The organism is Diaphorobacter aerolatus, from assembly GCF_014489535.1.
GTDB classification, from domain to species: domain Bacteria; phylum Pseudomonadota; class Gammaproteobacteria; order Burkholderiales; family Burkholderiaceae_C; genus Diaphorobacter_A; species Diaphorobacter_A aerolatus.
Genome location: NZ_CP060783.1, coordinates 1,423,396 through 1,439,457, shown reverse-complemented (window position 1 = coordinate 1,439,457; position 16,062 = coordinate 1,423,396). Strand labels below are relative to the sequence as shown.

Sequence of the window (16,062 nt, the reverse complement as noted above, 5' to 3'; positions counted from 1 at the left end):
AGTTGTGGAAAGGCCGGTCAACGCGGTGTTTTCCGCATAGGCGTAAATACATAGGCATTTCCACCAGTTCCTCCAAACGGAATGCACCCCTAGGATGCGGTGCAACATTACCGAAGGAGACGATGGTGTGCGATGCCGCGAAATGGCATCGTCTGCACCGGTTGCCATGAGCGACTTCATTCTGGAAACATCCCACCTCACCAAGGAATTCAAGGGCTTCACCGCTGTCAGCGATGTGAACCTGTCTGTGCGTCGCGGCTCGATCCATGCGTTGATCGGCCCCAATGGCGCGGGCAAGACCACTTGCTTCAACCTGCTGACCAAGTTTCTTGAGCCCACGTCGGGCACGATCAAGTTCAATGGTCAGGACATCACCCGCGAGCCGCCCGCGCAGATTGCGCGACGCGGCGTGATCCGCTCGTTCCAGATCTCGGCCGTGTTTCCGCATCTGACGCTGATGGAGAACGTGCGCCTTGGCCTGCAGCGCCAGCTCGGCAATTCCTACCACTTCTGGCAAAGCGAGAAGAGCCTCGACCAGTTGAATGGCCGCGCCATCCAGTTGCTGGCCGAAGTGGGGCTCGCGGACATGGCCGACGAGGTCACCGTCAACCTGCCCTATGGCCGCAAGCGGGCGCTTGAGATCGCCACCACGCTGGCCATGGAGCCCGAGCTGATGCTGCTCGACGAACCCACGCAGGGCATGGGCCACGAGGACGTGGACCGGGTCACGCAGCTCATCAAGAAGGTGTCGGCGGGTCGCACGATCCTGATGGTGGAGCACAACATGAAGGTGGTCTCCACGATTGCCGACCGGATCACCGTGCTGCAGCGCGGCGCGATTCTGGCCGAAGGCCCGTATGAGGAAGTGTCGAGGAATCCGCAGGTGATGGAAGCCTACATGGGCACGACCGACGTAGAGCTGCAGGGAGCGCACTGACCATGAAGCACCTCCTGACGAGTCGCTTCGCGATCACACCCGTGGCCGGGCCGAGCCTGCGCGCCGCGCACGAAAAGAAAAATACGGAATTGCCGAAATGAGTAGCACGCCTGCATTGGAAATCAAGGGCCTTGAGGCCTGGTACGGCGAATCGCACGTGCTGCACGGCGTCGACATGGTCGTGCAGCCCGGCGAGGTGGTCACGTTGCTGGGTCGCAATGGTGCGGGCCGCACGTCGACGATGCGCGCCATCATGGGTCTCACGGGGGCGCGCAAGGGCTCGGTGAAGATCAACGGCATCGAGACCATCGGCATGCCGACGTACCGGATCGCGCATCTCGGCATCGGTTATTGCCCCGAGGAGCGCGGGATCTTTTCGAGTCTTTCGACCGAAGAGAACCTGATGCTGCCACCGGCGCTGAAGACCGGCACCAAGGGCATGTCGGTCGACGAGATCTACGCGATGTTCCCGAATCTGGCGGAACGTCGCAACAGCCAGGGCACGCGCCTTTCGGGTGGCGAGCAGCAGATGCTGGCGGTCGCGCGCATCCTGCGAACCGGCGCGAACCTGCTGCTGCTCGATGAAATTTCCGAAGGTCTGGCTCCGGTCATCGTGCAGGCTCTGGCCCGCATGATCATCATGCTGCGCCAGAAGGGATACACGATCGTCATGGTCGAGCAGAACTTCCGTTTTGCCGCGCCGCTGGCGGATCGTTTCTACGTGATGGAACATGGCCAGATCGTCGAGCGCTTCGGCGCAAGCGAGCTGGAAGCCAAGATGCCCGTGCTCAACGAGCTGCTGGGTGTGTGAGTCGGTCATCGCGACTCAAAAAATTCAAATTTCGAACGTCAAAGGAGCTACGTAATGAAGGCAACTCTCAAGGCACTCGTGTGCGCAATGGGTGTGGTGGGCTTGGCATCTGCATCCGCAGTCCATGCCCAAGAAAAGGTGAAGATCGGCTTCATTACCGACATGTCCAGCCTCTACGCTGACGTGGAAGGCAAGAACGGTGCGGTCGCCATCCAGATGGCCATCGACGATTTCGGTGGCAAGGTGCTGGGCCAGCCGATCGAGCTGGTGTCTGCCGACCACCAGAACAAGGCCGACATCGCCGCGTCCAAGGCGCGCGAGTGGGTGGACACCGCTGGCGTGACCATGCTGTTTGGCGGCACCAACTCCGGCACGGCGCTGGCCGCAGCCAAGGTGGCGCAGGAAAAGAAGCGCGTGTACTTCAACAACGGCGCGGGCTCTGCCGCGCTGACCAACGAGCAGTGCAGCCCCTACACCGTGCACTATGCATATGACACCGTGGCGCTGGCCAAGGGCACTGGCGGTGCGGTGGTCGAGCGCGGCGGCAAGAGCTGGTTCTTTCTGACGGCCGACTACGCCTTCGGTCACTCGCTCGAAGCCGACACGTCTGCCGTCATCAAGGCCAAGGGTGGCACGATTGTCGGCTCGGTGCGTCACCCCTTGAATGCATCGGACTTCTCGTCCTTCCTGCTGCAGGCGCAGAACTCCAAGGCCCAGGTGCTGGGTCTCGCGAACGCGGGCGGCGACTTCATCAACTCGGTGAAGGCGGCCAAGGAATTCGGCATCAACAAGAGCATGAAGACCGCCGGTCTGCTGGTGTTCCTGTCGGACATCCACTCGCTGGGTCTGAAGAACACCGAAGGCCTGCTGCACACCACGAGCTGGTACTGGGACAAGGATGACGCATCGCGCGCGTTCTCCAAGAAGTTCTTCGACAAGACCAAGCGCATGCCGACCGACATCCATGCGGCCGATTACTCCGCGACGATGACCTATCTGAAGGCCGTGCAGGCCGTGAAGACCACCGATGCCGACAAGGTCATGGCGCACCTCAAGAGCACGCCGATCAGCGACTTCTACGGCAAGGGCATGATCCGCCCGGATGGCCGCTTCGCGCACGACATGTACCTCGTCGAAGTGAAGAAGCAGTCCGAATCCAAGAAGCCATGGGACTACCTGAACGTGCTGCAGACACTGCCTGCCGATACGGTCTGGACCACCAAGGCCGATTCCAAGTGCACGCTGTGGAAGTAATCAAGGCAGGATGAAGAAGAAGCGGCTGGGCGCCACACGCGCCTTGCCGTGGTCATCCGGTCGTCGGTCATCACCCGTTTCGCCCCTCACTCAAAAAACCATCAGGAGACACGACATGCAGAGGAAGAGCAAGTTCACAGCATTGGCAATCACGCTCGCAGCCGCGGGCCTGTGTTCGCAGGCCGCGCTCGCGCAGGAGCAGAAAGTCAAGATCGGTCTCATCACCGACATGTCGAGCCTCTATGCGGACGTGGAGGGCAAGAACGGCGGCGTGGCCATCCAGATGGCGATTGATGATTTCGGCGGCAAGGTGCTGGGCATGCCCATCGAGCTGATGACCGTCGATCACCAGAACAAGGCAGACATCGCCGCATCCAAGGCCCGTGAGTGGATCGACACCCAGGGCCTGACGATGATCTTCAGTGGCACGAACTCCGGCACGGCTCTGGCGCTCGCCAAGGTCGCGCAGGAAAAGAAGCGCGTGATGATCAACAATGGCGCCGCGACCTCGGCGCTGACCAACGAACAGTGCACACCGTATACCGTTCACTACGCATACGACACTGTGGCGCTGGCCAAGGGCACGGGTGCGGCAGTGGTGGATTCGGGCGGCAAGAGCTGGTTCTTCCTGACGGCGGACTACGCCTTCGGACACGCGCTCGAGGCCGACACCTCTGCGGTCATCAAGGCCAAGGGCGGCACCGTGCTTGGCGCGGTGCGTCATCCGCTGAACGCCTCGGACTTCTCCTCGTTCCTGCTACAGGCGCAGAACTCCAAGGCGCAGGTGCTCGGTCTCGCGAATGCCGGTGGCGACACGATCAATTCGATCAAGGCTGCCAAGGAATTCGGCATCGGCAAGTCGATGAAGCTCGCAGCGCTGCTGGTTTTCTACAGCGACATCCACAGCCTGGGCCTGAAGACCACCGAAGGCCTGCAATTCACCACGAGCTGGTACTGGGACCTGAACGACGAGACACGCAAGTTCGCCGACAAGTTCATGGCCAAGACACAGCGCCGCCCCACGGAAATTCAGGCGGCCGATTACTCGGCCACCATGAATTACCTGAAGGCCGTGGAGGCCGCCAAGTCCACCGACGCCGACAAGGTGATGGAGGCCTGGCGCGGCATGAAGATGAACGACTTCTTCGGCTCGGGCGTGCTGCGCCCCGATGGCCGCTACGTGCATGACATGTACCTCATGCAGGTGAAGGCTCCATCGGAATCGAAGGGCACCTGGGACTATTACAAGCTCGTCAAGAAGCTGCCGGGCGAACAGGTGTTCGCAACCAAGGCCGAGAGCAAGTGCGCTCTCTGGAAGTGACCCGGCGGCCGGGCTGAACCTCTAACTTTTGCTACCCATGGAAATCTTTGGTGTTTCTCTACCAGCCATGCTGAGCCAGCTCCTTCTGGGGCTGGTCAATGGCTCGTTCTATGCGATCCTCAGTCTGGGTCTGGCCGTGATCTTCGGCCTGCTCAACGTGATCAACTTCGCGCACGGCGCGCTGTTCATGCTTGGGGCGCTGCTCACCTGGATGGCCATGAACTACTTCGGCATCAACTACTGGGTGATGCTGATTGTGGCTCCGCTGATTGTCGGGTTGCTAGGCGTGGTGATCGAGCGCACGATGCTGCGCTGGATCTACAAGCTCGATCACCTCTACGGACTGCTGCTCACGCTCGGACTCACGCTGATCATCGAAGGCGTGTTCCGTTCGATCTACGGTGTGTCGGGCCTCGGCTACGACACGCCCGAACTGCTTGAAGGCGCCACCAATCTTGGCTTCATGATGCTGCCCAACTACCGCGCCTGGGTGGTGGTGGCGTCGATCATCGTGTGCCTTGCGACCTGGTATGTGATCGAGAAGACCAAGCTCGGCGCCTACCTGCGTGCCGGCACGGAAAATCCGCGACTCGTTGAGGCCTTTGGCGTCAACGTGCCGGTGATGATCACGTTGACCTACGCGTTTGGCGCCGCGCTCGCCGCGTTTGCCGGGGTGCTCGCCGCGCCGGTGTATCAGGTGACTCCGCTCATGGGGCAGAACCTCATCATCGTGGTGTTCGCCGTGGTCGTGATCGGTGGCATGGGCTCGATCATGGGCTCCATCCTCACGGGTCTCGGTCTCGGTGTGATCGAAGGGCTCACCAAGGTGTTCTATCCGGAAGCCTCGTCCACCGTGGTGTTCGTCATCATGGCCATCGTTCTGCTCATCCGCCCCGCCGGCCTGTTCGGCAAAGAGAAATAAGAGGGGCACTGTCACATGAATACGAAGAAATTTGCTCCGATCGGTTATGGCCTTCTTTTGCTCGGCCTGATCATTGCCCCGTTTGCCGGTGCCTATCCGGTGTTCGTCATGAAGCTGATGACGTTCGCGTTGTTTGCCTCTGCCTTCAATCTGCTGCTCGGCTACACCGGCCTGCTGTCGTTCGGCCACGCGGCGTTTCTGGGCGGCGCGGCCTACATCACGGGCCAGTCCATCAAGGTCTGGGGCGTGACACCTGAAATCGGTCTGCTGCTCGGCCTGGTCACCGGTGCCGTGCTCGGACTGGTGATGGGCTTTTTCGCGATTCGCCGCCAAGGCATCTACGCGACGATGATCACGCTGGCGCTCGCGCAGATGCTGTACTTCGCCTGCCTGCAACTGCCATTCACCGGCGGCGAAGACGGCCTGCAGGGCGTGCCACGCGGCAAGCTGTTCGGCCTGATCGATCTGCAAAGCGACCTGACCATGTACTACGTGTGTCTGGTCGTCGTGGTGCTCGCGTTCCTCGTGATCGTGCGCACGATCCACTCGCCGTTCGGGCAGGTGCTCAAGGGCATCAAGGAGAACGAACCGCGCGCGATTTCGCTGGGCTACGACACCAACCGCTTCAAGCTGCTGGCGTTCGTGATCTCGGCTGCCATCGCGGGTCTCGCGGGTTCGCTCAAGACGCTGGTGCTGGGCTTTGCCACGCTCTCCGACGTGCACTGGACCTCCTCGGGTCACGTCGTGCTGATGACGCTCGTGGGGGGCCTCGGCACGCTGTCCGGCCCGATTGTCGGTTCGGCCGTGGTGGTGATGCTCGAAAACAAGATCGGCGACTTCGGTTCGTTCCTCGCGCGCACGACCGGCATCGACTGGTTCAACACGCTCGGTGAGTCGGTCACCATCGTCACCGGCCTGATCTTCGTGGTCTGCGTGCTCGCATTCCGCAAGGGATTGATGGGCGAGCTGATCGCCTGGCTGGATCGTCGCCGCTCGGGCGGGAAGGCGCACTGAAGAGAGACCGAGGTGTGTGCACGATCCGGAGCCCGTTGAACCGATGGGCTCCGGATCTTTTTTTCAGGCACCGCATCGCCACCGCATCGCCACCGCATCGCCATTAGGCAAGCGGCCTCAGGCAGTCGATAGCGTGCTCGCCGCCTTGCTCGGTTTCTTCACGCAGTCCCGAATGCTCGCGAACAGTTCCTCGAGCGTGTAGGGCTTGAACAGCACGGGGTGGCGGCCATCGACCAGGCCGTGTTCGATCACCACATCCTCCGAATAACCGGTCACGAAGATCACCGGGACATCGGCCCCGATCTCCTGCAGCTTGCCGAGAAACTGCGCGGTCGTCATCTTGCCGGGCATTCGCACGTCGGAGATGATGACGTCGGCCTTGAGGCCATTGCTCAGGAAGCCGATGGCGTACTCGGAGTTGTACGCGGTGGTGATGTTCTGGTAACCCGCATCATGCAGCGCATTGGCCAGTGCATTGCGCACGCCCGAATCGTCGTCGATGATGAGCAGCGACTCGTTGCCGACCTCGACCACGGCGGCAGGCGCTGCGGAGTCGGCGGCTGCGCAGAGGTTGGATCGCGGCAGATATATCGAGATCGTCGTGCCCACGTTCTCGACGGTTTTCACCTCCAGAAAACCGCCCGAATTCTCGACAAAGTTCTTCACCATCGGAAGCCCGAGTCCCGTGCCTTTGTCGGGCGCCTTGGTGGTGAAGAAGGGCTCGAAGATGCGCTCCTGCACTTCCTGCGACATGCCCATGCCGTCGTCGTGCATGCGGAACGTCACGTAGTCGCGATCCACGTCGCCACGCCGCACGCGCTCATTGGCAATCGACAGTGTGATCGAGCCGCGCCCCGCGACCGCGTCGCGCGCATTGATCGCGAGATTGATCAGCGAATTCTCGAGGTACATCCGGTCCACCAGCACGGTGCCCGCATCCTCCTCGACGCAAATCGCCAGAGAGGTCTCGGCTCCCACGGCCTTTTCCAGCAGATCATGCAGCTCGGACATGAGCTTTTTCGGCTCGACCGCTGCCATGCTCTGCGGCTTGCGGCCGCTGAAGCCCATGAGCTGCGACGACAGCCGCGCGGCCTTCTTGACGTTGGCGCGAATGCCGTCGGCATAGTCCTTGAAGATCGGATGCTGCAGATTCTTGTACAGCAGCTCCGCGTTCATGCCCATGATGAACAGCATGTTGTTCAGATCGTGCGCCACGCCGCCCGCGAGTCGCGAGACCACCGCCATCTTCTGCGTGCTCGCGAGCAGGTTGTTGGCATCGCGCAGCAGCCGCTTGTCGTTGCTGTGTTCGGCCTTCTGCGCCTCGATCTGCGCGATCAGGCTTTCCTCGGATTCGACAAACGACTGGATGTCGAAGCCAGCGCCTACCCAATAGGCGATGGAGCCATCGTCACCACGGATCGGCGCGTACTGCGCCTGATGCCAGCGGTAGCTTGCGTCATCGCGACGCACGCGATAACGGAACGCGCGTGCCACGCCGTCGTGCAGGGCCTGTGTGAACAGCTTGTTCGCAGCCGGCAGATCGTCGGGGTGGAACATGGCGGAGGCGTTGCAGGCCGGCGCATCGCCCGCGGGCTGTTGCGGATGTGCAATCGCGCTTTGCAGCGTTTGCTGGGCCCAGAACGCCTCGCCCGTGGGTGTGCACATCCATGCATTGGCAGCGATGGCACCGAGCGCGCGCTTGAACTGGTGCTGCATTCGGGTGTCGGCGTCTTCGCGCTCGACACGCGCCGCACCTGTGGATGCCGCAATCAGTTGTATGGCGAGCACCTCGGCGCGCTCGCCCGTGATGGGTACAAACTCCAGGCGAAGCGAGGAGGGCGCGTGTACATAATCGACGCGGCAGCCCTGCGCGGAACAACGCATCGCGTGCTCGCCAATGCGAGCCGCGAGGTCTGGATGCTCATGGATGACAGCCTTCAGCGCCTCGTTGTGGGAGATCGCATCGCCGTTGCTTGCGTCCAGCAGCGCGTGTGCGATGCGAGACTGTTTCATGGTCTCGGCCAAAACGCGGAGAACGGGATCGTGCATGGGACTGACTGGCTTTCGAAGACGGGCTTCGGTGTGTGCACGCTGTGCGTTGAGGGCGAAACCTGCCGACGGTAGGAAGACAAGCAGGTTGCAATTCTATCGCTACAACTTTTCAAATTGGTTACGGCTATGGAATGTCCTCAAAAGAGGGGTGAAGCGCTGGCCACGCGCGGCCCTAGTTCAGACGGATGCCGCCTGCATAGCCCGTCATCTCCAGGTAACCGCGACCGACCCGCTGGCCAGCACCGTCCAGCAGATCGCAGAGGCCTTCCCAGTACACGGCGCCGGTCGAGCCCGTGCTGTCGAGTTCCTGGTCGTCGAGCAGGGCACTCACCTTGAAGCGGCCGACCGGCGTGGCAACCTGCCATTCGACCGGGTAGCGCGCCTTGTCGCGCGGGCTCTGCCAATGGCGCTGTGGCTCGAACCGGACTTCGCTCGCGCCGAAGCTGCGCGGCGTGCCCGCGTCCGGTCCGCGCCATGAACCACCGGCCCACAGCGCACTGCCATCGGCGCGGCGCAGCCGGAACGCGGTGAGCGCCGAGCCATCGAACAGGTTCATGCCGATCCAGTCCCAGCCAACGGCCTCGGGGTGCATCAGCGCCTCGCTCCATTCATGGTCCATCCACGCACGGTTGATGCGCGGATCGTCGTGGCGCGCGTCGATGCGGTGACGCACGCCCCCGACCACGATGTCGCCGCCCACCGAAAGCTGCGGCACGCTGTAGTAGTAGCTCGCCTGATCGGCATCGGGTCCCTTGCGGGAAAGACCTTGAGCGCCTTGGAGCAGCAGCGGCTGGGTGCCGGCCAGCGTCAGGTTCAGTTCAAATTCGCGCGCGCGGATGGCGGTCGTGAAGACGCTGTGCGCCGCGGCGTCCTGTTGGGTGGCGGGCGTGGATCGCGCCAGCGTCCAGTCGCGCAGCCGGACATCGCAGTCGCTCTCCGATGCCTGCGCGATGCCGAAGCCCGCGCGCGCGATGCGCTGGTCGTGGTACTGCTTGCGCCCCGTGAGATCGGTGACGGCAGCGTGCGCGAAAATGAGCTGGCGCGCGGCGAATCCGGAGCGCATCTGCTGCGTCGCCGCGACCCGCGAACGAAAGAACGTGACCTGAAATCCGAACTCCCGCGCTGCCTCTTCTTTTGCGCCTGCACCGCTACGCGCATGGCCCGTGATGTACCACCACTCGGTCTGCAGCTCCGGGTGGCTGCCGTGGTCGCGCGGGAATTCCAGCCGCCTTGGGGCCAGGGCCAGCGCGGGCGCGACCGCCAACAAGGGCATCGCAGCGGCCCCGAGCACGCGTGCGGCAAACGCCATCCAGTCGCGGCGGCTCAGGGCGAGGCTTGCTGCGGGCCGCACGGGTTCAGGCCATCACGCCATCAGGGCGTCGAGACGCTGGCCTGCCGAATCGCATTCACCCATGCACTCGCGCACCCAGTCGTCGTTGAAATACGTGGGCAGATAGCGTTCTCCCGCGTCGCACAGCAGCGAGAGAATCGAGCCCTGCTGACCCGCATCGCGCATTTCGCTCGCAAGCCGCAGCATGGCGACGAAATTCGTGCCGGTCGATGGCCCCACGCGTCGCCCGAGCATTGCGCTGAGCCCGCGCATTGCGGCGATGGAGTCCACATCCTTCACTTCTTCCATGCGATCGACCAGCGTGCGGATGAAGCTCGGCTCCACGCGTGGACGGCCAATGCCCTCGATGCGCGAACCGGGTGCGGTCAGCGTCTTGTCGCCCGTGCGGTGGTATGCCGCAAACACCGAGCCCGCTGGATCGGCCACGCAGAGTTCGGTGGCATGGCGTTGAAAGCGCACGTACCGGCCGATGGTCGCGCTCGTGCCGCCGGTGCCTGCGCCCACGACGATCCAACGCGGCACGGGATGGCGCTCGCGCTGCATCTGCGAGAACATGCTCTCGGCGATATTGTTGTTGCCGCGCCAGTCGGTGGCGCGCTCGGCATAGGTGAACTGGTCCATGTAGTGGCCGCCGGTCTCGCTCGCCACCGTGCGCGCCGCATCGTAGACCTCGCCCGCGGAATCCACGAAATGGCAGCGTCCGCCATAGAACTCGATCAACGCAATCTTCTCGGCAGAGGTGCTGCGCGGCATCACCGCGACGAAAGGCAGCCCGAGCAGGCGCGCGAAATAGGCCTCGCTCACGGCGGTCGAGCCGCTCGATGCTTCCACCACGGTCGAATGCTCGTGCAGCCAGCCATTGCACAGGGCATACAGAAACAGCGAACGCGCCAGCCGGTGCTTGAGGCTGCCGCTCGGGTGCGTCGATTCGTCCTTGAGATACAGGTCGATGCCGTGCCCGGCAAACGCCGGCATCGGCAGCGGAATCATGTGCGTGTCGGCGCTGCGCTGGTAATCGGCTTCGATGCGCGCGATGGCGTTGTGCAGCCAGTCCGAGGGAGTGCAGGAAAGGGGTGGGTTGCGGTGTTCCATGGCCGGTGATTGTGGCAGCGGTGAGGCAGGTTCGCGAATTTACCAGTCTTCCTTGACGGCCAGAACGGCGGATTTTCCTGCCGCCGCGCGACCCGCGATCCAGGCCGTGAGCGTGCCCGCAGCAATGAGCGCAAGGGCCAGTAGCGCGAGGCGCGGCCATGGCAGGTGCAGGTCCATGGTCCAGTGAAAACTCTGGGGATTCACGACGAAGATGAGCACCGCCGACACCGCAATGCCGAGCGTGGTTCCCGCAATGGCGCCGATGCTCGTCCATGCCGCGCCTTCGCCCGCGACCACGCCAAGAATCTGGGCGCGCGTGAGGCCCAAGTGCGCAAGCAGTCCGAACTCCTTGCGCCGCGCGAGCACTTGCGCGCTGAAGCTGGCCGCGACCCCGAACAGTCCGATGGCGATGGCGACGATCTGCAACCAGTAGGTCACCGCAAACGTGCGGTCAAAGATGGCGAGGGAACGCGCGCGAATCGCGCCCGACGTGGTGAAGTCGAGCGCGCTGCCGGGCACGGCCTCGCCGATCTGCCGTTGAAGGGAAACCGGGTCCGTGTTCGCACCGGGCCAGATCGCGAGATCGCTGGTGCGCGCGTCACCCGTGATGCGTGCGTAGTCGGCGGCGTCGATCACGACGGCACCAAACTGCCTGACGTAATCGCGCCAGATGCCCGCGACGAAAAAGCGGGTCGAAGCCTGCGGGTCCGCGCTGCCTGCCTGGGGTTGCAGCGCGCGCGACAGCTCGGGCCATTCGTCGCCCACATGCACTCCGTAGAGTGCCTGAACGGCCTCGCTGACATAGACCGGGATCGTCCCCGACCGAGCTTCGAGTGGCGCGCTCACCAGAGGAAGCGCCGCTTCGACGCGTGAGCCGGCAATCGGTTTGGCAATCAGCGTGAGCGGCGCCTGCGTCGCGCTCAGGCGCAGGCTGCTCACGCGTTGGGCCTGTAGACGCTCGACGTCCCCGAGTCGGGAGATGGCGCGTATCTGGGCGGACGAGAAGATCGCGGCGTCGTCGCCCGATGGCAAACCAGCGGCCCGCACATACAGGGGTGCGGGCACCACGGTTTCCAGCCATTGACTGACCGACGCGCGAAAGCTGCTGACCATGGCCGTGAGCGCAACCGCAAGACTCAGGCTCGCGACGACACCGCCCACCGCCACGGCGGCAACGCCGCGCATGCGGTGCGCGCGCTCGGCGGTCAACAAAGGCAGCACACGCGTGCGCGCGAGTGGCAGCGCGAGCCGCAGCAGTCCCTGAACAATCCATGGCAACAGGGCGATGCCGCCGATCAGCAGCAGGCCCACGGCCACATAGGCGGCGACCGGAATGCCCTGAACCGGTGGCACGCTCGCGAGCGCCGCGCTCGCGACGAGCAGCGCAAGACCCAGCCAGGGTTTGTGCGGCGCGCGCGTCATGGCACCCAGGCCCTTGAGCGTTTGCGCGGGCGGCAGCGCCAAGGCCTGGCGCGCGGGCCACCAGCCGCCAACGAGCGCCGCCATCACGCCGAGCAGGCCATAGATGCAGGCCGTGGCGCCGCTCCATTGCAGCTGCGGCTGCACGCCGGCGAAATAGCCGCCGCCCAGATCGCCTCCGAGCAGCCTGAGCGCGAGCGCCGCCAGCGCCGCACCCAACGCCACGCCCAGCACGCTTCCGATCACGCCGATCAGGCCCGCTTCGGCCAGCACCAGCACGCGCCGCTGCTGCGGCGTCACGCCGAGCACCGCGATCAGCGCGAGTTGCGGCGCGCGCTGCGCGACGCCCAGGGCCAGCACAGAGTAGACCAGGAACGCACCCGTGAACAGCGCCACGAGCGCGAGCACCGTGAGGTTCACGCGATAGGCGCGCGAGAGGTTGCCCACGCGCTCGTTGGTGTCGCCCGGAGCACTGATCAAGACATTGCCGGGCCAGCCTGGCAGCGACTGCCAATCACGCCGCAGCTTCGCGAGATCAAGGCCCTCGCGCAACTGCAGATCGATGCGGCTCAGCTCGCCCGCGCGCGCGAAGAAATCCTGCGCCGCGCCGATGTCCATGACGGCGGTGGGCGCGCCGGGCGCGGCAATCGTGCCCGCGATCTGCACGCGCCGCTGTGTAGCGCCGCTTTGCAGGTGCAGGTATGCGCGCGGCAATTCGGCGTCGGCTATGTCGAGGGCCTTGAGCGCGGCGACATTGAGAAACACCGTGTCGGGCGCGACGATGGCGAGCCGGTCCGCACCCTCGGCCGCGCGCGGTGTGAGCGCAGGAGCCATGGCGGCGACGCTCAGCGTGTCGGTGCCGAGCACGCGCAATGCGACGTTTTCATTCGGCGCTCGATCAACCCGTCGGGCAAGCGCCGAAATATCGAGCCAGGGGCTGGCGAGCGCGACGGAGGGCTGCGTGGCAACCACGCCATACAGTGACTCGGGCAGGCTGCCGTGCGCTGCGCTCAGTTCGAGATCGGGTTGCCCTTGCACGCTGCGCACGGCGCGCGAGAATTCGGTGAGTGCCGAGGCGTTGATCAACTGCACCGACAGCCCGAGCGCGACGCCCAGCATCACCGCAACCACCGCCGCCAAGGTGCGCCACGGATGGTGGCGAACGTTCTGCCAGACGACGGTGCGAAGCAGCGCCGTGATCATGGCCGCTGCTGCCGCATTCCGGTGGCCGTGAGCCGCAGCATGCGATCGGCGCGCGCAGCGGCATTCTCGGAGTGCGTGACCAGCACCAGCGCCGCGCCGTGCTCGCGGGTCTGCGCGATCAGCAGATCCATGACGCGCGCGGCGGTCTCGGGTCGAGGTTGCCCGTGGGTTCGTCCGCAAGCAGCAGTGGCGGTTTGTGCACCAGAGCGCGGGCAATCGCCACGCGCTGCAACTGCCCGCCAGACAGTTCCTGCGGCAGGCGCGCGCCCATCTCGCCCAGGCCGACCGATTGCAGCATCGCGCGCACGCGTGCCGCATCGTTGTGCTCAAGCAGCATCAGCGGCAGTGCGACGTTCTGCGCGACGTCCAGATGCGGCAGCACGTGGAAGGCCTGAAAGACGAAGCCCACGTGGCTGCGCCGCCAGATCGCGCGGGCCTTGTCGTCCATGGCTCCAAGGTCGGCGCCGCGATGCGTGACCGTGCCCGCGTCCCAAGTATCGAGCCCCGCCATGCAGTTGAGCAGCGTGGACTTTCCGACGCCGGACTCACCCACCACGGCGATGAATTCGCCCGGGTGCACGTCCATGTCCACGTCGCCGAACACCACCGACTCACCGTAGCGCTTGGTCAGGCCGCGCAACTGCATCAGCGGCGCCGTCATGCGAGAAGCCCCGAGGCGCGAATGCGCTGGCCGATGGCAGCGACGAGCGTGCTGGCCGCATGCGGCTGGTCGCAGGCCACGACATGCCGCTCCGGCATGCTGCGCAACCAGGTGATCTGGCGTTTGGCGAGCTGCCGGGTCGCGGCGATTCCGCGTTCCGCGAGCGTGGACATCGGCTGCGTGCCATCGAGTGATTCCCATGCCTGGCGGTAGCCGACGCAGCGCATCGACGGCAGATCGGAATGCAGATCGCCGCGCGCGCGCAGCCTGTGCATCTCGTCGAGAAAACCGCTGTCCAGCATGGCGTGAAAGCGTTGAGCGATGCGCTCGTGCAGCCACGCTCGGTTGTCGGGTTCAAGGGAATAGAGCGCGTCAGCCGCCAGCAGGCTGGAGGAATTCCTGTTCGATGAGCGCGAGTGAAAGCTCGACAGCGGCTGGCCCGAGACGTGCCAGACTTCAAGAGCCCGCTGAATGCGCTGGCTGTCGCCCGGCGCCAGTCGCGCGGCGGTGATCGGGTCGACCTTCGCGAGTTGCGCATGCATGGCGGGCCAGCCGATGTCGGCGGCCTGAGCGTCGAGCCGCGCGCGCACCTCGGGGTCGGCGGGCGGCATGTCGTCGATGCCGTCGATCAGCGCCTTGAAGTACAGCATGGTGCCGCCAACCAGCACCGGCAGTGCGCCGCGCGCATGGATCGCCGCGATCAGTCGCTCGGTGTCGCGCACGAAATCGGCGGCGCTGTAGGAATCGAGCGGATCGAGAATGTCGATCAGGTGGTGCGGCACCTGCGCGAGTTCCGCGTGCGAAGGCTTGGCCGTGCCGATGTCCATGCCGCGATAGACCAGCGCCGAATCGACGCTGATGATTTCCACCGCCAGCCCCGGCGCGAGGCTCGCCGCCAACTGCAGCGCGGCCGCGGTCTTGCCGGAAGCGGTGGGCCCGGCGATGGCAACGCAGGGCAGGGAGGAAAAATCGGTCATGTGCCGATTGTCCATCAGCACGTGCGTCTCATCAGAAGGGATAGGCCAGTTCCAGAGCGAGCGGGAGATCGGCCGCGTGTTGTCGTCCGAAAAATGCGTCGTACCGGATACCGCGCTCACGCCCCGCCAGGCTGGTTCGCCCAGGTGGCAGGAGCAGGCGAAATTTCAGAGCTTCAGTTCAAAAAGCTCGCGCAGGCCGTTGCGGTACTGCTCGATGCCCAGTGAATTGGTGTTGTGGTGCGTGCCGCCTTCGACCAGCACAAACCGTTTCGGACCGGGTGCCGCTTCATAGAGTCTGCGGCCCAGATCGGCGGGAATCAGCTTGTCGTCGCTGCCATGCACGACCAGCAGTGGCGACTGGACCTGTGCCACCTTGCTCAGGCTGTCGAAGCGCTGCGTGATCAGCGCAGAAACCGGCAACCAGCCCCATTTGAAGGTGCTCACCACGTCGGAGATGCTGGTGAACGTGCCCTCGACGATGGTGCCGCGCTCGTCGCGCACCTTGGCCGCCAACTGGATCGCGACCGCGCCGCCGAGCGAGTGACCGAAGATGTAGCGATCACTGTGCGGCGCGCGTTGGGCGAGCCACTGCCAGGCAAGCTGCGCATCCTCGAGCGCCGAGGCCTCGGACGGCAGTTCATTGCTGCTCTGCCCGAATCCTCGATAGTCCACGGCCAGCACCGAAAAACCGAGGCTTTGCATGCGCCGGATGCGTGGCACGGAGCCCGAGACGTTCCAGCGCGCGCCATGCAGATACAGCATGACTGGCGCATCGGCACTCGCCGCAGGCATCCACAGCGCGTGCAGCTTTTTCTCGCCGCCGGTCCTGGATGTAGAGAGGGGAATCCACACGTCCTCAAGCCCCGACATGTCGCGATTGCCGCCCCAGGCGCGGTCACTGGGTTGGAAAATCCATTGCCGCTGCTTGGCGTCGAGCGCGACGGCACCGGTGGTGAGCGCCGTCGTGGCGAGGGCGCAAGAGGCAACAATCCAGCGTTTTTTCATGGTCGCTGGGTAAGAGTCAGGACAGCGCGTGAAAGTTCAATGA

The 16,062-nt window shown here is 64.4% G+C and carries 12 protein-coding genes and 1 pseudogene; 6 read left to right on the top strand and 7 right to left on the bottom strand.

The annotated features are described in order from the left end of the window. Window positions 1-166: 166 nt before the first annotated feature. The 6 genes from H9K75_RS06700 to H9K75_RS06675 all read left to right on the top strand — a co-directional run bounded on the left by H9K75_RS06700 (window position 167) and on the right by H9K75_RS06675 (window position 6,259). A complete protein-coding gene (locus tag H9K75_RS06700; RefSeq protein ID WP_187725179.1) occupies window positions 167-937 on the top strand; it encodes an ABC transporter ATP-binding protein in 771 nt (256 codons plus the stop codon). A 97-nt stretch (window positions 938-1,034) separates the two neighbouring features. Next, window positions 1,035-1,748 carry an ABC transporter ATP-binding protein gene (locus H9K75_RS06695; RefSeq protein WP_187725178.1) on the top strand — a complete coding sequence of 238 codons (714 nt, stop codon included), beginning with the start codon at window positions 1,035-1,037 and terminating at the stop codon, window positions 1,746-1,748. Between the two features lie 54 nt (window positions 1,749-1,802). Further along, on the top strand, window positions 1,803-3,002 hold the full coding sequence (locus H9K75_RS06690) for an ABC transporter substrate-binding protein (RefSeq protein ID WP_187725177.1): 1,200 nt from the start codon (window positions 1,803-1,805) through the stop codon (window positions 3,000-3,002). Window positions 3,003-3,117: 115 nt separating this feature from the next. Beyond that, a complete protein-coding gene (locus H9K75_RS06685; RefSeq protein ID WP_187725176.1) occupies window positions 3,118-4,323 on the top strand; it encodes an ABC transporter substrate-binding protein in 1,206 nt (401 codons plus the stop codon). A gap of 37 nt (window positions 4,324-4,360) precedes the next feature. After that, entirely contained in the window at window positions 4,361-5,245 is an 885-nt protein-coding gene (locus H9K75_RS06680) for a branched-chain amino acid ABC transporter permease (protein ID WP_187725175.1), read from the top strand. A gap of 15 nt (window positions 5,246-5,260) precedes the next feature. Beyond that, window positions 5,261-6,259, top strand: a complete 999-nt coding sequence (locus H9K75_RS06675) for a branched-chain amino acid ABC transporter permease (protein WP_187725174.1) — start codon at window positions 5,261-5,263, stop codon at window positions 6,257-6,259. 117 nt (window positions 6,260-6,376) lie between these two features. Here H9K75_RS06675 and H9K75_RS06670 read toward each other — a convergent pair whose 3' ends face one another. The 7 genes and pseudogenes from H9K75_RS06670 to H9K75_RS06640 all read right to left on the bottom strand — a co-directional run bounded on the left by H9K75_RS06670 (window position 6,377) and on the right by H9K75_RS06640 (window position 16,019). Beyond that, window positions 6,377-8,272, bottom strand: coding sequence for a PAS domain-containing hybrid sensor histidine kinase/response regulator (locus H9K75_RS06670; RefSeq protein ID WP_187725173.1), 1,896 nt, complete (start codon window positions 8,270-8,272; stop codon window positions 6,377-6,379). A gap of 211 nt (window positions 8,273-8,483) precedes the next feature. Next, on the bottom strand, window positions 8,484-9,620 hold the full coding sequence (locus H9K75_RS06665) for a lipocalin-like domain-containing protein (RefSeq protein WP_187725941.1): 1,137 nt from the start codon (window positions 9,618-9,620) through the stop codon (window positions 8,484-8,486). A gap of 54 nt (window positions 9,621-9,674) precedes the next feature. Next, window positions 9,675-10,754 (bottom strand): PLP-dependent cysteine synthase family protein, encoded by a 1,080-nt coding sequence (locus H9K75_RS06660; RefSeq protein WP_187725172.1) that lies wholly within the window; start codon window positions 10,752-10,754, stop codon window positions 9,675-9,677. Between the two features lie 39 nt (window positions 10,755-10,793). Continuing rightward, window positions 10,794-13,376, bottom strand: coding sequence for an ABC transporter permease (locus H9K75_RS06655; RefSeq protein ID WP_187725171.1), 2,583 nt, complete (start codon window positions 13,374-13,376; stop codon window positions 10,794-10,796). Further along, window positions 13,373-14,037 (bottom strand): annotated as a pseudogene (locus H9K75_RS06650) (ABC transporter ATP-binding protein). The gene H9K75_RS06655 and the pseudogene H9K75_RS06650 overlap by 4 nt, the downstream one beginning before the upstream one ends. Then, complete coding sequence (miaA, locus tag H9K75_RS06645) at window positions 14,034-15,014, bottom strand: tRNA (adenosine(37)-N6)-dimethylallyltransferase MiaA (RefSeq protein ID WP_187725170.1); 981 nt, start codon at window positions 15,012-15,014, stop codon at window positions 14,034-14,036. The pseudogene H9K75_RS06650 and the gene miaA overlap by 4 nt, the downstream one beginning before the upstream one ends. Before the next feature lie 165 nt (window positions 15,015-15,179). Further along, window positions 15,180-16,019, bottom strand: coding sequence for an alpha/beta hydrolase (locus H9K75_RS06640; RefSeq protein WP_187725169.1), 840 nt, complete (start codon window positions 16,017-16,019; stop codon window positions 15,180-15,182). Window positions 16,020-16,062: the final 43 nt, after the last annotated feature.